Source organism: Neobacillus massiliamazoniensis (assembly GCF_001048695.1).
GTDB lineage: Bacteria > Bacillota > Bacilli > Bacillales > Cytobacillaceae > Neobacillus > Neobacillus massiliamazoniensis.
In genome coordinates, this window is record NZ_CVRB01000007.1 from 62,958 (window position 1) to 77,430 (window position 14,473).

At 38.7% G+C, this 14,473-nt stretch carries 9 protein-coding genes and 1 pseudogene; 7 read left to right on the forward strand and 3 right to left on the reverse strand.

Annotated features, from left to right (window positions below; translation table 11 throughout):
• Positions 1-178 precede the first annotated feature (178 nt).
• From BN1082_RS25560 to scfB, 4 genes and pseudogenes are all read left to right on the forward strand, one after another.
• Positions 179-3,307 carry an efflux RND transporter permease subunit gene (locus BN1082_RS25560; RefSeq protein ID WP_090639984.1) on the forward strand — a complete coding sequence of 1,043 codons (3,129 nt, stop codon included), beginning with the start codon at positions 179-181 and terminating at the stop codon, positions 3,305-3,307.
• A 305-nt stretch (positions 3,308-3,612) separates the two neighbouring features.
• Positions 3,613-5,000 (forward strand): annotated as a pseudogene (locus BN1082_RS25565) (IS3 family transposase).
• Between the two features lie 242 nt (positions 5,001-5,242).
• Positions 5,243-5,392 (forward strand): six-cysteine ranthipeptide SCIFF, encoded by a 150-nt coding sequence (gene scfA / locus BN1082_RS25570; RefSeq protein WP_090639986.1) that lies wholly within the window; start codon positions 5,243-5,245, stop codon positions 5,390-5,392.
• Between the two features lie 125 nt (positions 5,393-5,517).
• Positions 5,518-6,915, forward strand: coding sequence for a thioether cross-link-forming SCIFF peptide maturase (gene scfB, locus BN1082_RS25575; protein WP_090639989.1), 1,398 nt, complete (start codon positions 5,518-5,520; stop codon positions 6,913-6,915).
• A 78-nt stretch (positions 6,916-6,993) separates the two neighbouring features.
• On the opposite strand, the gene BN1082_RS25580 is transcribed toward scfB, so the two are convergent.
• A complete protein-coding gene (locus BN1082_RS25580) occupies positions 6,994-7,983 on the reverse strand; it encodes a ketoacyl-ACP synthase III (RefSeq protein ID WP_090639992.1) in 990 nt (329 codons plus the stop codon).
• Positions 7,984-8,111: 128 nt separating this feature from the next.
• Here BN1082_RS25580 and fabZ point away from each other — a divergent pair, with 128 nt between their 5' ends.
• Positions 8,112-8,549: a 3-hydroxyacyl-ACP dehydratase FabZ gene (gene fabZ / locus BN1082_RS25585; RefSeq protein ID WP_090639995.1), complete on the forward strand. Its 438-nt coding sequence runs from the start codon at positions 8,112-8,114 to the stop codon at positions 8,547-8,549.
• Between the two features lie 243 nt (positions 8,550-8,792).
• On the opposite strand, the gene BN1082_RS25590 is transcribed toward fabZ, so the two are convergent.
• On the reverse strand, positions 8,793-9,212 hold the full coding sequence (locus BN1082_RS25590) for a GNAT family N-acetyltransferase (RefSeq protein WP_090639997.1): 420 nt from the start codon (positions 9,210-9,212) through the stop codon (positions 8,793-8,795).
• Between the two features lie 38 nt (positions 9,213-9,250).
• Positions 9,251-10,039 carry a TrmB family transcriptional regulator gene (locus BN1082_RS25595; protein WP_090639999.1) on the reverse strand — a complete coding sequence of 263 codons (789 nt, stop codon included), beginning with the start codon at positions 10,037-10,039 and terminating at the stop codon, positions 9,251-9,253.
• A 126-nt stretch (positions 10,040-10,165) separates the two neighbouring features.
• Between BN1082_RS25595 and BN1082_RS25600 the strand changes: the two genes are divergently transcribed.
• Positions 10,166-10,945: a TSUP family transporter gene (locus tag BN1082_RS25600; RefSeq protein ID WP_090640002.1), complete on the forward strand. Its 780-nt coding sequence runs from the start codon at positions 10,166-10,168 to the stop codon at positions 10,943-10,945.
• Positions 10,946-11,506: 561 nt separating this feature from the next.
• Complete coding sequence (locus BN1082_RS25605; RefSeq protein WP_245640568.1) at positions 11,507-14,257, forward strand: bifunctional YncE family protein/alkaline phosphatase family protein; 2,751 nt, start codon at positions 11,507-11,509, stop codon at positions 14,255-14,257.
• Positions 14,258-14,473: the final 216 nt, after the last annotated feature.

The following is a 14,473-nucleotide window of genomic DNA, read 5'->3' on the forward strand; positions in this document are numbered from 1 at the left end:
GTATAGTGAACAAATCTTCCACTTTATGTCTTCTTATAATGTAGCACTTATTTATGAACAAACTAAGTTTTTAATGAATTATTAATGTTTTATACAGTAAACGAAAAGGCGCTTTAGCTATGCTTAGGATGCCCAATTTTTGGAGCAGTATTATTTTATATATTAATGGAGGTAAACGATGAAAAGAATAGTAGAGGCAACCATGCAACGAGCCATACTTATGATTGTATGTGTTGTCATTATCTTGGCTTGGGGAGGTATTTCCGCTTTCCAGATGCAACGAGATTATATGCCTGGAGTCAACAATACAACCCTTGCACTTAGCATGAGAGTTCCTGGGCTTCAAGCTGCTCAGGTAAAACAACAAGTAACAGATAATCTAGCAAGTGCCGTTAAAACAGTTGATGGTTTATCCAATGTCGAAACCACCTCTTATGATGGCGGCTTGTTTATGAGTTTGTATTTTCCAATGAATACAGATATGAAACAAGCAGAAGACCAAGTGAATAAAGCACTAGCCAAAGCTAGTCTTCCTTCAAACATAACTAGCACTCCAAGTGTTACACGATTAACAAACAGCTCTTTTCCTATCTTAACTTATAGCGTAACAAGTTCAAAATTGGATGAAACAACACTTCGCTCGACCGCAACGCAGGAAATTGTCAAACAAATAAAATCTGTACCAGGTGTAGCAGATGTTTCGGTGTTTGGGGGAGCAAAAGATGGTTATGTATTAAACATTCGAATGAAAGACTTAGTGAAAAACGGGTTAACATTGGATGACGTGAATAAACAATTTTCTATGTCCCTTCCAACCATGCCACAAGGTGATATTGTAAACAACCAATTATCGATTCCAGTATCGTTTGATGGGATACAATTAACTCAACAACAAATGGAAAACACAACGATTAAGAATAAGGAAGGAAAAGCCATTCCTATTTCAGCGTTTGCTACCATTTCTCATTCTTTAAATGACTTAAAAACGGTTTCTAGGACTAATGGAACACCAAGTGTCCAATTAAATGTAATCAAAACACCTTCTGCTAATATTACAGATGTTGCAAATCAAGTAAAAGACCGTGTAGCTCATCTTCAGTTGGATACAGTAAATCCAAAAGATGTTTCGTTTCATGTTTTACTTGACCGAGAAAATGAATTAAATAGCTCACTTCTCGGATTAGTTCGTGAAGGATTACTTGGGTGCCTATTCTCAATGATATGCGTGTTCTTCTTTTTCCGAAATGTAAGGTCAACCTTACTCATTGCAATTTCATTACCAATTTCATTACTGGCTACAACTGCTATCCTAAAAACAATGGGTATTACATTAAACATTCTAACTGTTTCAGGTTTGATTGTGGCGATGGGGCGTATTGTCGATGATTCGATCGTTATTTTAGACAACATGTATCGAAAACGGGAAGAATCAAAAGAAAAATCTCTACTTTCTCTTCTTACATCAGCCGTTTCAGAAATGATTCCTGCGATTTTGGGCTCAACCTTAACTACGATTGCTGTCTATATTCCAATCGCTTTTGTTGGAGGAGTCGTCAGTGCTACGTATAGCGGATTTGCCTGGTCAGTCGTGATTGCAATTATCATTTCATTCTTTGTTGCGATGCTGGTCATCCCTGCATTGGCCTTTATGGGATGGAAGGGCGGAAGTGGAAACTTAACGAAACAAACCGTCAAAGTAGATTCTCTCATGAAACCAGTATTGCAATCTGCCTTCAAACATAAGAAAGCAATGGTTATTGGTTCAATTTTGGTCTTTTTATGCGCTGGAATCTATTCAGCTTTTCTACCAGTAAACTTATTACCAAGTAGTAAAATCGGACAAATTGCGATTAAGGCAGAATTGCCACAAGGAAGCACTCTACCCGAAGTCGATTCTGAAGTCCAAAAAATTGAAAAAACGTTAAAAGCAAATCCAAAAGTCGATGCTTATTCATCTAATTTTGGTTCTAATATGACACCACAAAGTGATGATGTTTTTGACCAAGGCGGAGGATATATACAATATCCAAATGTGGCAAACCTTTCTGTTGTATTAAAAAATGACAAGGACACTGATTCTGTCGTAAAACAATTACAAGATCAACTTCCAAAGCTATCTGATAATGTTACTTATACTGTAACAAGCCAGAATATTTCTGGTGACGATTCAAAAATACGAATCTTATTTACAGGGTCCGATCAAGCAACTTTAGATACTGTAGCACAACAAGCGAGAACAAACTTATCTAATATTGCGAACTTAAGTGTAGATGGCAAAGTGGATTTAACAAATGGGTTACCTAAATACAAAATAACATTTGACCAAAAAGCGATCCAAGATAAAGGTGTGAAAGTTTCTGACGTTCTCACAGTCATTAATCGATATATGTCCCAATCTAAAGATGCATCCATTACGATTGATCATAAATCGCTTCCTGTGGACGAGTATTTAGACCAAATTGCATCAGGTACAAATTCTCCTATTACGGTAAATGCATCTCCAAGTGATGTTATAGCTTCTCTTGCTGCTGAAACATTCACTGGAAATAATGGAGAACAGGTACGTCTTGACCAAATTGCAAAAATATCAAAAGACTCATCTTCTTCAACTATTAGCGAACGAGATGGTCAACCATTCTCCCTTGTTACAGCGCAGATTACATCAAACGATGTTAGTAAAGTTGCCGATCAAGTCGACAAAACTCTAAGCAACATGAAAATGCCAAACGGTGTAACGTATTCAATGGGAGGAATCTCTGAACAAGTAAAACAAATGATTTTTGAAATGTCCGTTGCCGTTGCATTTTCTATTTTATTAGTATTAATGATTACTTCTTCTATTTTCAAAGGGTGGAGAGCACCGCTTGCTGTTCTTTTAAGCATTCCACTCGCTTTAAGTGGTGTCGTCATTGCATTAGTCCTTTTTGGCGGTCAATGGAACTTAGCAGCACTAATCGGTGTACTAATGCTTACAGGTATTGTAGTGACAAACGGAATTGTATTAATTGATAAAATCGAACGAAATCGAAAAGAAGGAATGCCTGTTAAAGAGGCTGTTTTGAATGGTAGTCTTTCAAGGATCAGACCAATCTTAATGACAGCAGCTGCGACAATCCTTACTTTATTATCACTTGCATTTTCTCATAACGCAGATACGGTTGTTTCTCAAACACTCGGTATTGTTGTAATTGGGGGAATGGTAACATCAACAATCAACAGCTTTATTATCATTCCAATCATTTATGAGTGGCTGCATAAAAAATCTGCTACAAAAAATACATCAACTGATGCAAGAAGTGCCAGCTAATAGTGATTGTTGAGATTTAACACTTATATAGTAGTGATTACAAAAAAGCTATGTTAAAGCTCATTGTTGTTTTGCCACTATGTTGATTGGAGCGGAAGGCGCTCGACTCCTGCGGGAGTACGGGGCAGGGGAGACCCCGCAGGCGCTAAAGCGCCGAGGAGGCTCCCCGGACCGCCCGCGGAAAGCGAGCGACTGGAGCGGAAATCAACAGACATGTTTAATAGAACCTACAAAAAACACCGAGCAAATTTGTGAAGTGAACCCCTTAAGTTGGACTAATGAATCCAGCTTAGGGGGTTTTTAGTTTGGTAAAGTTCTCAAATGAATGTAGAGAAAAGGTTGTATTGGAGTATTTGAATGGAGGAGGAGGAACGCACGACCTGGCAAAAAAATATGGTATTGGTAGCCATACAACTATACTTAATTGGGTAAATCAATATAAAAAATATGGGGATAAAGCATTCGATGTACGGAGTCCTAAGGATGTTTATGATGGTAAGTTTAAGTTAGAAGTTTTAGAATGGATGGGGAAAAACAGAGCATCATTACGTGAAACGTCCCTTCATTTTGATATAACTACACCAAGTACAATTTTATCGTGGAAGAGGAAATTCGAAGAAAACGGTGTTGAAGCTCTGTTTAAACAGAGAGGAAGACCAATAGAAATGAAATCTAACCATGAATACCAACAAGGGAAAAATGAGGAATCCTCCGAACTTGAAAAACTACAACGTGAAAATCGCCTGTTAAGGATTGAAAATGAATACCTAAAAAAGCTAAAAGCCTTAATTCAGGAATCCGAGGATACCGACAAAAGCAAGCGAAAGTAGTCACTGAATTAAGGGGGAAATATCGGTTATCTGAAATTTTGAAGGTCGTTGACCTTCCGAAAAGTGTGTATTTTTACTATCAAAATTATGAAGAAATCAAACAAAGTGACCGAGATTTAATAGAGGAAATCAAAGCCATAAAAAAGGATAATCCAGCCTATGGTTATAGACGGGTCTATCTTGAATTAAAAAATAGTGGATGGAAGGTAAATCACAAAAGAGTCCAGCGCATTATGCAGGAGCAAAATTTACAGTCAAAAGCATATACGAAGAAAAGCAGGAAATACAACTCTTATAAAGGGACGGTTGGTAAAATTGCCCCAAATCGGCTAAATCGTCGGTTTAAAACAGATCGACCTTATCAAAAGCTTACAGTAGATGTCACAGAGTTACGCTGGGGGGATAAGTCCACAGAACACCGCTGTTATCTGGAACCTGTTATGGACCTCTATTCTGGTGAAATCCTGTCCTTTAACATTGATCTTCATCCTACTGTATATTTTGCCTTAAAACCGTTACATGAAGCCTTGAAGGCACTTCCAGAACTTCCTTATCGGACAACTGTTCATTCAGACCAAGGGTTTCAATATCAACATCACAGCTGGGTAAAAGAGCTTAAGGAACATCATGTATTTCAAAGTATGTCACGTAAAGCGACTTGTCTTGATAATGCGGCAATGGAGAGTTTCTTCCACCTTTTAAAATCTGAAACAGTTCATCTTTACAACTATCAATCTTTTGAGGAGGTCGCTCAGGCCGCAGCAGATTGGATTAGTTACTACAATAACGATCGAATTAAAGAAAAACTCGGAGGTAAGAGTCCTGTACGGTACAGGCTTCTTACCACCGAGCAAGTAGCATAATATTTTTGTCCAACTTTATGGGGTCAGATCATTGTCGGTGTTTTTTGTGTGTCCACTCCCAAGACTCTCCTATTGATGTGAACAAATGTTGACATATATACTTTCGTTAGTATCAAGGCATTGGGAATCATTGACGGAGACCAGAGACGTTGTTAAAATTATTATTGGAATTAATGTGAAGATATTCACAAGTATTAACTCGTATTTTTTCAAAATAATATTTTCAAAAGGGGTTTCACGTTATGAAAAGAATCGTAACACTGAGCACTCGTAATCTGAAGGATACTGCAAAACACGGTGGATGTGGCGCATGCCAGACATCTTGCCAGTCAGCTTGCAAAACATCTTGCGGAATTGCAAATCAGAAGTGTGAAAACACACTAAACAGATAGGAAACAGGAAATGTGCCGCCCAACTGCTTTCTAGAAGGGCGGCAATTTTTTTCGCCATTACCGGGTTGTAAAACCCACACAGAATAGAAGTTTCACTTTATAGACAAAAGGAGCTTGATGATCAAGTGATTCATCAATATAAATTAAACGGATACAACATCGTCCTCGATACCTACAGTGGATCGGTGCATGTTGTCGATGACCTCGCCTATGAAATCATTGCGCTTTATGAGAATACACCTGCAGAAGAAATCGTGACAATAATGCTGGAAAAATACGCACATGATTCCGACATCTCCGAGGGGGACATTCGAGAAACTATCGCTGCTGTCGAGGGGCTAAAAAATGATAGTCAACTCTTTACGGAGGATGAATATAAGGATCTCTCAATTGATTTGAGAAATCGTCAGACTTATGTAAAGGCCCTCTGCCTCAATGTCGCGCATACTTGTAACCTGTCATGCGAATACTGCTTCGCCAGTCAGGGGAAATACAACGGAGACAGAGCTATTATGAGCTATGAGGTTGGCCAAAGAGCTATCGATTACCTACTGGAAAACTCCGGTCATCACCGAAACTTCGATGTTGACTTCTTCGGTGGAGAACCGCTCATGGCCTGGAAAGTTGTCAAGCAGATTGTCGCATACGCAAGAAGCAAAGAAAAAGAATACAAAAAGAATTTTCGCTTCACCTTCACGACAAATGGCATGATGCTGGACGATGAAGTCACCGAGTTTCTAAACAAGGAAATGTACAATGTCGTATTAAGTCTTGATGGAAGAAAAGAAGTCCATGACCACCTTCGTAAAACAGTCACTGGAAAGGGCAGCTACGATCATATCGTTCCAAAATTCCAGGAATTCGTAAAAAAACGTGGAGACAAAGAATATTATGTACGTGGGACCTACACCCACAATAATGTCGACTTCACCAATGACATTTTTCACATCGCAGATCTTGGTTTCGACAAACTCTCGATGGAACCTGTTATTTGTGACCCACGGGAACCATATGCGCTTACCGAGAAGGACCTTCCAGAGATTTACAACCAGTATGAGATTCTCGCTAAGGAAATGCTTAAGCGAAACGAAAAAGGCAATGGCTTTACTTTCTACCATTACATGCTCGACCTCTCAGAAGGCCCTTGCATCCAAAAGAGAATTTCCGGCTGCGGTTCAGGAACTGAATATCTCGCTGTCACACCATGGGGCGAGCTCTTCCCTTGTCATCAGTTCGTAGGTGATGAAGAATACAGCCTGGGAAACATCTGGGATGGAATCACAAAATCAGAGACACAATGCCAATTTAAAGAGTGCAACTGCTACTCGAAGTCGGAATGTCAGGACTGCTGGGCGAAACTCTACTGCAGTGGTGGTTGCACTGCCAACGCGCTGCACGCAACTGGCTCCATCAATGGAACCTACGACTTCAGTTGTGATATTTTCCGTAAGAGAATCGAATGTTCCATGATGGTAAAGGTAGCCGAATCCATCAGATCTATGGAACAGACTGTGGCCGAATAGGCACAAAAATGTAAAAAGAGGCTGGGACATACGTCAGAAAAAAATCTGATTTATGCTCAGCCTTTTTGGATTTAATTCTTACTCCTCTGCCAAATTCCACTTAATGATATGTCCAGCATGTGTAAGGCCTCCTCCAAATCCATACAGTAGAAGAGTGTCACCATTTTTTAACTTTCCTTCGTTTATCGCTATCTGTAAGGCTAATGGAATGGAAACAGAAGAGGTATTTCCCATGTATTCCACACTAGTTAATGTTTTATCTAGTGGGAAACCTGATTTTTCACATATGGATTCAATCATTCGTAAATTGGCACTATGTGGAACAAACCAGTTTATTTCATCCATTTTTAACTCTGCTTGACATAACAACTCTTTAATACCAATCGGTAGTGTACGTGATGCCCACTTATATACTTCTCTTCCGTTTTGAACAATCTTCCCATTCGTTCCTAAGGATTCTCCAAACATGGTAGTAGATAGATTGGTACGATATACATGCATACCACCTTCCCCATTTGTCCCCATATGGGTAGCTATAAAACTCGGTAATTCTTCATCTTTCTCTATTAGGACAGCTGCGGCTCCATCTCCAAATAAAATACATGTCGTCCGATCTGTATAATCAGTTACTTTAGATAGTGTTTCCGTCGTTATAACTAAAATCTTGCGATGAAGACCAGCTGTAATCAAACCATTCGCCAAATGTAATCCATAGGTAAAACCAGCACAGGTTGCGTTAAAATCAATAGCACCCGTCTGTCGAATATTAAATTTCTTTTGTATTTGGCAGGCTACACTTGGAAAAGCGTAGTCAGGTGTAGTCGTTGATACCAAAATACAATCCACGTCGATAAGGTCTTTATGATAATTTTCCACTAAGTCTTCAATAGCTTTAAAAGCCAACATTGAGGCAAATTCATTATCACCCGCAATTCTTCTTTCCTTCATTCCAGTTCTTTGAACAATCCACTCGTCGTTTGTATCTACAATTTTTTCTAAATCATCATTGGTAAGTTTCTTTTCAGGTACATAGGTCCCAATCGCTGTAATTCTCGCTTTTGATCGCATTCGTTTGTCTCCTTTACGTTTTTTATACCAGGTACTATAATTAGATATTAGTATCAAGTACTAATTGGTGTCAATCTTTTATCATGAAAATAATGGGAATTAAAATTCTACTTGTAGGAGAGAGATTCATGTTCAATACTCAACAAATTAAAGAAGCTATTCCACATCGTTTCCCCTTTTTATTAGTTGATCGTATTAGTGAAATAGAGGAAGGAAAACGTGCTGTCGGAATCAAAAATGTTACTACTAATGAGAAATTCTTTAATGGCCACTTTCCGGATTATCCAGTAATGCCAGGCGTTCTAATCGTAGAAGCATTAGCACAAGTCAGTGCTGTTATTATGTTAATGAGAGAAGAAAACCGAGGGAAGATTGGGTTGTTTGCTGGTATCGACCGATGTCGTTTTAAAAAACAAGTTCATCCTGGAGATCAGTTACGTCTTGAAGTAGAAATAACAAGAGTTCGTGGTTTAATCGCAAAAGCAAATGCTGTGGCTACAGTAGATGGAGAAATCGCATGTGAGGCCGAAGTTACATTCGCTCTTTTCGACAACCAAAAAGCCTAAAGAAAAAACCAAAAGAGAAAAAATATCTTTAATCTTTTAATAATGGGAGAAAGCTTCTGGACTAGGACAATTTTCAACTGGAATCTTGTGTATAATTTTAGGGATTTTATCCTTTATAATTAAATAATTTGTAAATAAAAGGGGCTAATCTTTATTTTTAAAGTTTAGCCCCTTTTATTACTTTTCACATAAAGTTAAAGCCCCACCAAAGAATCTAGTATAACAAGCTCTTTATTATATATTTTATTCATATACCATAACCCAATATTTTTCTCCTGGTTTACCTTCTTCAACAACTTTCTTCCAACCATTATTCTCATAGAATCTCATAGCTTTTTGATTTTCAGATACACACTTCAGTCTTATTGGTTTATTCATTTTTTCTAAGGAGGCATTAACCAGCTGACCACCAACACCCATGCCTGAGAAATCGGGATGGACAAATAAATTATGAATAAAGTTATCTGGCAAGTATAAAGAAGCAAATCCAAGAATTTGAGATTCTTCCTCTGCTAAAATTATATACTCATCAACCGTATCATTATCAAAATCTTCTACAGTCATTTCTTCGATATCCGCCCAATGAAAACTTTTACGACGTGATTCTAGGTATATCATTCTTAAATCAGGGTAATCTAATTCATTTGCTACTCTAATATTCAAATTTTTCCCCTCGCTTTCTAAATTCGTTCATCCAATCTTCAAGAAACGCCCCCAAAAAATGCTGTTCGTTCTTTTGTTATCCACTCATTTAAATCCATAGATGTTTGTTTCACAAGACGGTTCACAAGTACGTCATGCCATACATAATCCTCTAACAAATAGATATGCACGGGATCGTTCGTAAAAAATGCTACTTCACGCTCTTCTGGGGAAGGTCCATAAATCATTGAATGACCATCAACTGAAATAATAAACCAATGTGGATTGGTATTGGTTTCTGTATAGCTTGTAATTCGATGCTCATCTAGTGTAGGCAAAGCATTTTCTACGTGTAGTGTAATCCCCTTAATAGATACTGATTTAGATTTGTCTTCTAAAAGTTCTCGTAGTTCTTCGTACATATCGTCCCACATTGAAAGAACAATTTTATTCTTTGCTTCTGATAAAACCTTTTTACAATATTGAATAATCGATTCTCGACTTTTTAAAACCAAAATTTTATTTTCTTCTTTTGGCTCGTTTTTTTCTATTTTCTTGAGCTCTTCGCTCATTGATTCAAAATTTTGTTGCCATTGTTCTTTTGATTTAGCAAGAAACATGGAAACAGGGAGAGCTGAATAAATGGTTTGATTTAAGGTACTTTCCTTTAACACAAGGCCCTTATTTACCAATAAATCAAGTGTCTCATATATTCTTGCACGAGGGATACCTGAATCTTTACTTACTTGATAAGCACTCACATGACTGTTTTGTACAAGTGCTATATATGCTTTAGCTTCATACTCTGTATAGCCCAGATGCTTTAATTGTAAAATTAATTGTTCCATTGTCTTCCCTCCAGTCTATTTATTATAACTTATTTAGTTAAATGATTTCCCTTCCATACGGTGTGTTACCTCTTTACAAAAAACATTATAGTTACTATTATAGTAGTAACTAAGAGGGGTGAAAACATGTTTTCGGATATTAATATTGAAATTATTGTAATACTTGCTTTGTTTGGATTTTTAGCAGCCTTTATCGATTCGATCGTAGGTGGAGGTGGATTAATTTCATTGCCGGCTTTAATGTTTTTAGGACTAAATCCTGCTGCGGCTGTAGCAACGAATAAGTTAGCGGGTACAATGGGATCATTTACCTCTACTCTTTCATTCTATCGTTCGGGAAAGCTAGATTTACGCTCTGTATATCATTTTTTCCCTTTAGCTTTTTTTGGCTCAATGTTAGGTGCTTGGACCGTCCACTTAATTAACCCAGTAATTTTAAAGCCACTTATGTTATGTATGTTAGCAGCCGTAGCCATTTATACGATTTTTAAGAAAGATTGGGGAACGATCTCTACCTATAAAAAACTGTCTATAACTAAATTAGCTGGATTTATTGTTTTAATATTCGCTATCGGTTTTTATGATGGTTTTTTAGGACCTGGAACAGGCTCCTTCTTGATCTTTGCGTTTTTAATGGTTGGCTTTGATTTTATAAAAGCAGCTGGCATCGCAAAATTTCTAAATTTCGGTAGCAATATCGCAGCGCTAATCATGTTTATTTATTTGGGGCATATCCATTATGTCTACGGTTTTATCATGGGAATTGCTCAAATTTTAGGTGCTGTTGTAGGTTCACAATTTGCTATCAAAAAAGGAAGTCAATTTGTGCGAATCCTCTTTATCATCGTTACGATTATTTTGTTATCGAAAAATGCTTATGATTACTTCCATGTAAAATTAAACTAAATATAAAATTACATTTTTTATTATTTGAAAAATCCTCATACTGTTTCCTAAAAAACAATAGACTTGATTTAAATTATACCAAGTCTATTGTTATTAATTATAAGATTTTAGAGTCCTTTAAAATTCCGACTTGCTCTTTAAAATTGAATTTAACAATCAACCTTATAAATTCTTTCTAATTTAGATTGCACTTATAGTTGCCATGCCCTTGATATTTATGTTAGGTGAAAATATAGTAAATATTGGTGCAACCCCTGAATACTTCATTGAAAAAATATCCTTCCCTCTGCTTAACCCTCTTCAAATCCTTGGCTTATCAGGCTTTTTCGGGCTTCAGAACGCAAAAAAGAACCGAGATAACGTACCAACATTACGTTTCCCGATTCTTTTCAAAGCATTACACTCGACTACATTAAGAAAATCCCATCTTGGTCATATATTCCAAATTTACTTTAACTTTAAATTAGGTTAATACTTTTTTACATTACCATAATAAAGGCTTTACCTTTTCCTAGTATTCTATTAAAGGATTAACCTAAATGATTGCATCTTGAAAAGGGAGTGAAAGATTTGGGCAAATTTAAAAAGAAGAAAAAAATGATTGCTGGACTTGCATTAAGCACTGTTTTATTTGGTTCTGTAAGTGCTTATGCAGCAAAGGATGGTGCATTTGGGAGTACCTTAGTCGGTCGACAACCTAACGGCTCAGTTATGACTGCTGACAATCATTTGCTTACACCAGCCGGGAAGCAACTTGAATTTCACGGGGAACCAACTTCCGTTGCCGTTAATCCAAATGGAAAGACTGCTGCAGTCTTAGTAGGAGGTTACAATGGAAATGGGCTTAACATTGTAGATCTGACAACCGGAAAGGCGATAGCCACGAATGTCAACCTGGGTATTGGTAATGGATGGGGACTAGCTTATTCTCCTGATGGTAAAACACTCTATGCATCAGGTAAAAGTTCAGGGAAAATTGTCACTATGTCAGTGGCTGATGACGGAATTCCTACAGTGGCATCGACTTTAACACTACCATCAGCTAGTGTGGGGGGTACTAGTAACCCGCAAGACTTAGCTGCTGCGCCTGACGGAAAGACGCTCCTTGTGGCTCTCAATCGAGACAATAGTCTTGGTGTCATTGACCTGCAGTCGGGAAAACTTTCTACCAAAATACCTGTAGGAAACGCTCCTACTAGTGTGGTGGTTAATGGGAATACGGCATATGTGACAAATCAAGCTGGTAGAACAGCTAATTCTGATGACTTCACCATAAAGTCCTCTGGTACGCCGATTGTAGTAGACCCTAAATTGGGTACTTCATCTACCGGAACCGTATCGGTGGTTGATCTCACCACAAATACCGTTACGAAGACAATCCCTGTTGGGATTCAACCAGAGAGAATGACGCTCTCTGGAAAGTATCTCTTTGTAACAAACACAAACAGTGACACGGTGTCGGTTATCGACACACAAACCAATGATGTTGTTCAAACGATTGATATCAAACCATACCCGAACGCACCGAAGGGCTCTGCACCGAACGCTGTTAAAATGATTAACGGGAATCAATTAGTAGTAAGCCTGGGACGAGATAACGCCCTCGCTGTATATGACTGGAACGGACCGGAAAAAGAACCTCGCTTGAAGGGACTTGTACCGACTGCTTCTTTCCCTGATGATATTGCCATTGATACTGTTAACAATCAACTTCTTGTCACTAACTTGAATGGAGTAGGCTCGGTTGGAAACACGGATAAAAATCATTCAGTTTTTGCTCAAATCGGCTCTATGTCGATGATTCCGTTCCCTTCGAACGATGATCTCGTTAAAATGACGGACCAAGTTTACACCAATAACGACTGGTTCGGGTTGAAAAACCGAAACGCAAAGCCACGCAACAATAAGAAACCTGTGGCAATGCCAGAGAGAATCGGTGAGCCTTCCACCATCAAACACGTGTTTTACATCATCAAAGAAAATCGTACGTATGATCAGGTACTCGGAGACCTTGGTAAAGGCAACGCCGATCCAACTTTGACTCAGTTTGGTCAGAGCGTTACACCAAACTTCCATCAGTTAGCAAATACCTTCCCGTTGTTGGACAACGTCTACACAAGTGGCGTTCAGTCAGCTGCTGGGCATCAATGGGTTACACAAGCAACCCTCCCTGACTATGAGGAGAAAGAATCAGGATCAGGCAACCAGCGTAGCTACCCAGGAGGGAACCAAAGCGACCCTATGGCCTATGCACCAACCGGACATATTTGGGATAACGCCGTAGCACATAATGTATCGGCTGCTGTCTTCGGAGAAAATGCAACTAGTTTTAGTGGTCCTGAGCCATTTGGCAACTGGACTTCTTGGTATAACGATTACTTGATCTTGTCGGGGCAACAGCAAGGTTCGCTTCATGTGCCTGTTGGGGATTATCAAGCAAAAAGTGATATTCCAGCGGTGAATTCTATCTTGTACAAGCCGTTTCCTACCAACACCCAATCAATTCCTGATGTGTACCGGGCTCAAATCTTCTTGGACAAGTTTAATGATTATGTAAAGAACGATAATTTACCACAACTCATTACCATGTGGTTACCTAACGACCATACTGCTGGAACTTCCAAAGGGTACCCAACACCGCAGGCAATGGTAGCAGACAATGATCAGGCTGTCGGAAAGATTGTAGACGCCATCTCACACAGTCCGTACTGGAAAGACTCAATCATTTACGTTACCGAAGATGATGCTCAAGCTGGTGTAGATCACGTAGATGGTCACCGTGAACCAGCATTTGTCATTAGTCCGTGGGTAAAAAGAGGGGTAACTGATAGCCACTACTGGACCACTGCTGATATGATAAGAAGTATGGAACAAATACTTGGGTTACCGGCTATGAATCAGAACGATGCTGCGGCTGATCCGATGAGCGAGATCTTTACCGACCAACCGGATTTTACTCCGTATAATTTGGCTGCAAATCAAATACCACTAAATTGGATGAACGGGCAGCCAGCACCACAGGCAGCAGCGACTGCAACGACATCTGCAGCAGCACCTGCAGCGACAACTGCAGTCACACCTGCAGCGCAGCAGATGCAAAATGATTGGGATTCCTGGTCCGAAAAGCATAAGGATGATTTCGGTGGACCAGCCTCAAAGCCAGACGTTGTGAACGCGAATATGATGAACCATGTAACTTGGTACGCGACAAAGGGATATGATAAACCATATCCGGGTGACAAAAAAGTCTTAACACCGGATGAAGTTGAAAAGCAGCCTGCAAGCCATGCTCCTTCACCTGCTGGCAACTAAAAGTTCTTTTTTCCATTATCCTATGGTTAACCAATAAATCAAAAAGGATGTCCCAAAGGTATAACTTTCTGGGACATCCTTTTTTTATTTAGGACCAAATTTGTTACTGAGAGAAGGAGATTTTAACAAGAGACGCCTGAAATGACAGGGTCTTTTTTATTTATTTCTAAACATTTTCGAAAAAAATCCGATTAAATATAGGTCTTATCTTTATTA

Bases quoted from the DNA above. Each gene is read 5' to 3' on its own strand.
- BN1082_RS25560 (WP_090639984.1), top strand. From the start codon at position 179: ATGAAAAGAATAGTAGAGGCAACCATGCAACGAGCCATACTTATGATT.
- scfA (WP_090639986.1), top strand. From the start codon at position 5,243: ATGAAAAGAATCGTAACACTGAGCACTCGTAATCTGAAGGATACTGCA.
- BN1082_RS25595 (WP_090639999.1), bottom strand. From the start codon at position 10,039: ATGGAACAATTAATTTTACAATTAAAGCATCTGGGCTATACAGAGTAT.
- BN1082_RS25600 (WP_090640002.1), top strand. From the start codon at position 10,166: ATGTTTTCGGATATTAATATTGAAATTATTGTAATACTTGCTTTGTTT.
- fabZ (WP_090639995.1), top strand. From the start codon at position 8,112: ATGTTCAATACTCAACAAATTAAAGAAGCTATTCCACATCGTTTCCCC.
- BN1082_RS25580 (WP_090639992.1), bottom strand. From the start codon at position 7,983: ATGCGATCAAAAGCGAGAATTACAGCGATTGGGACCTATGTACCTGAA.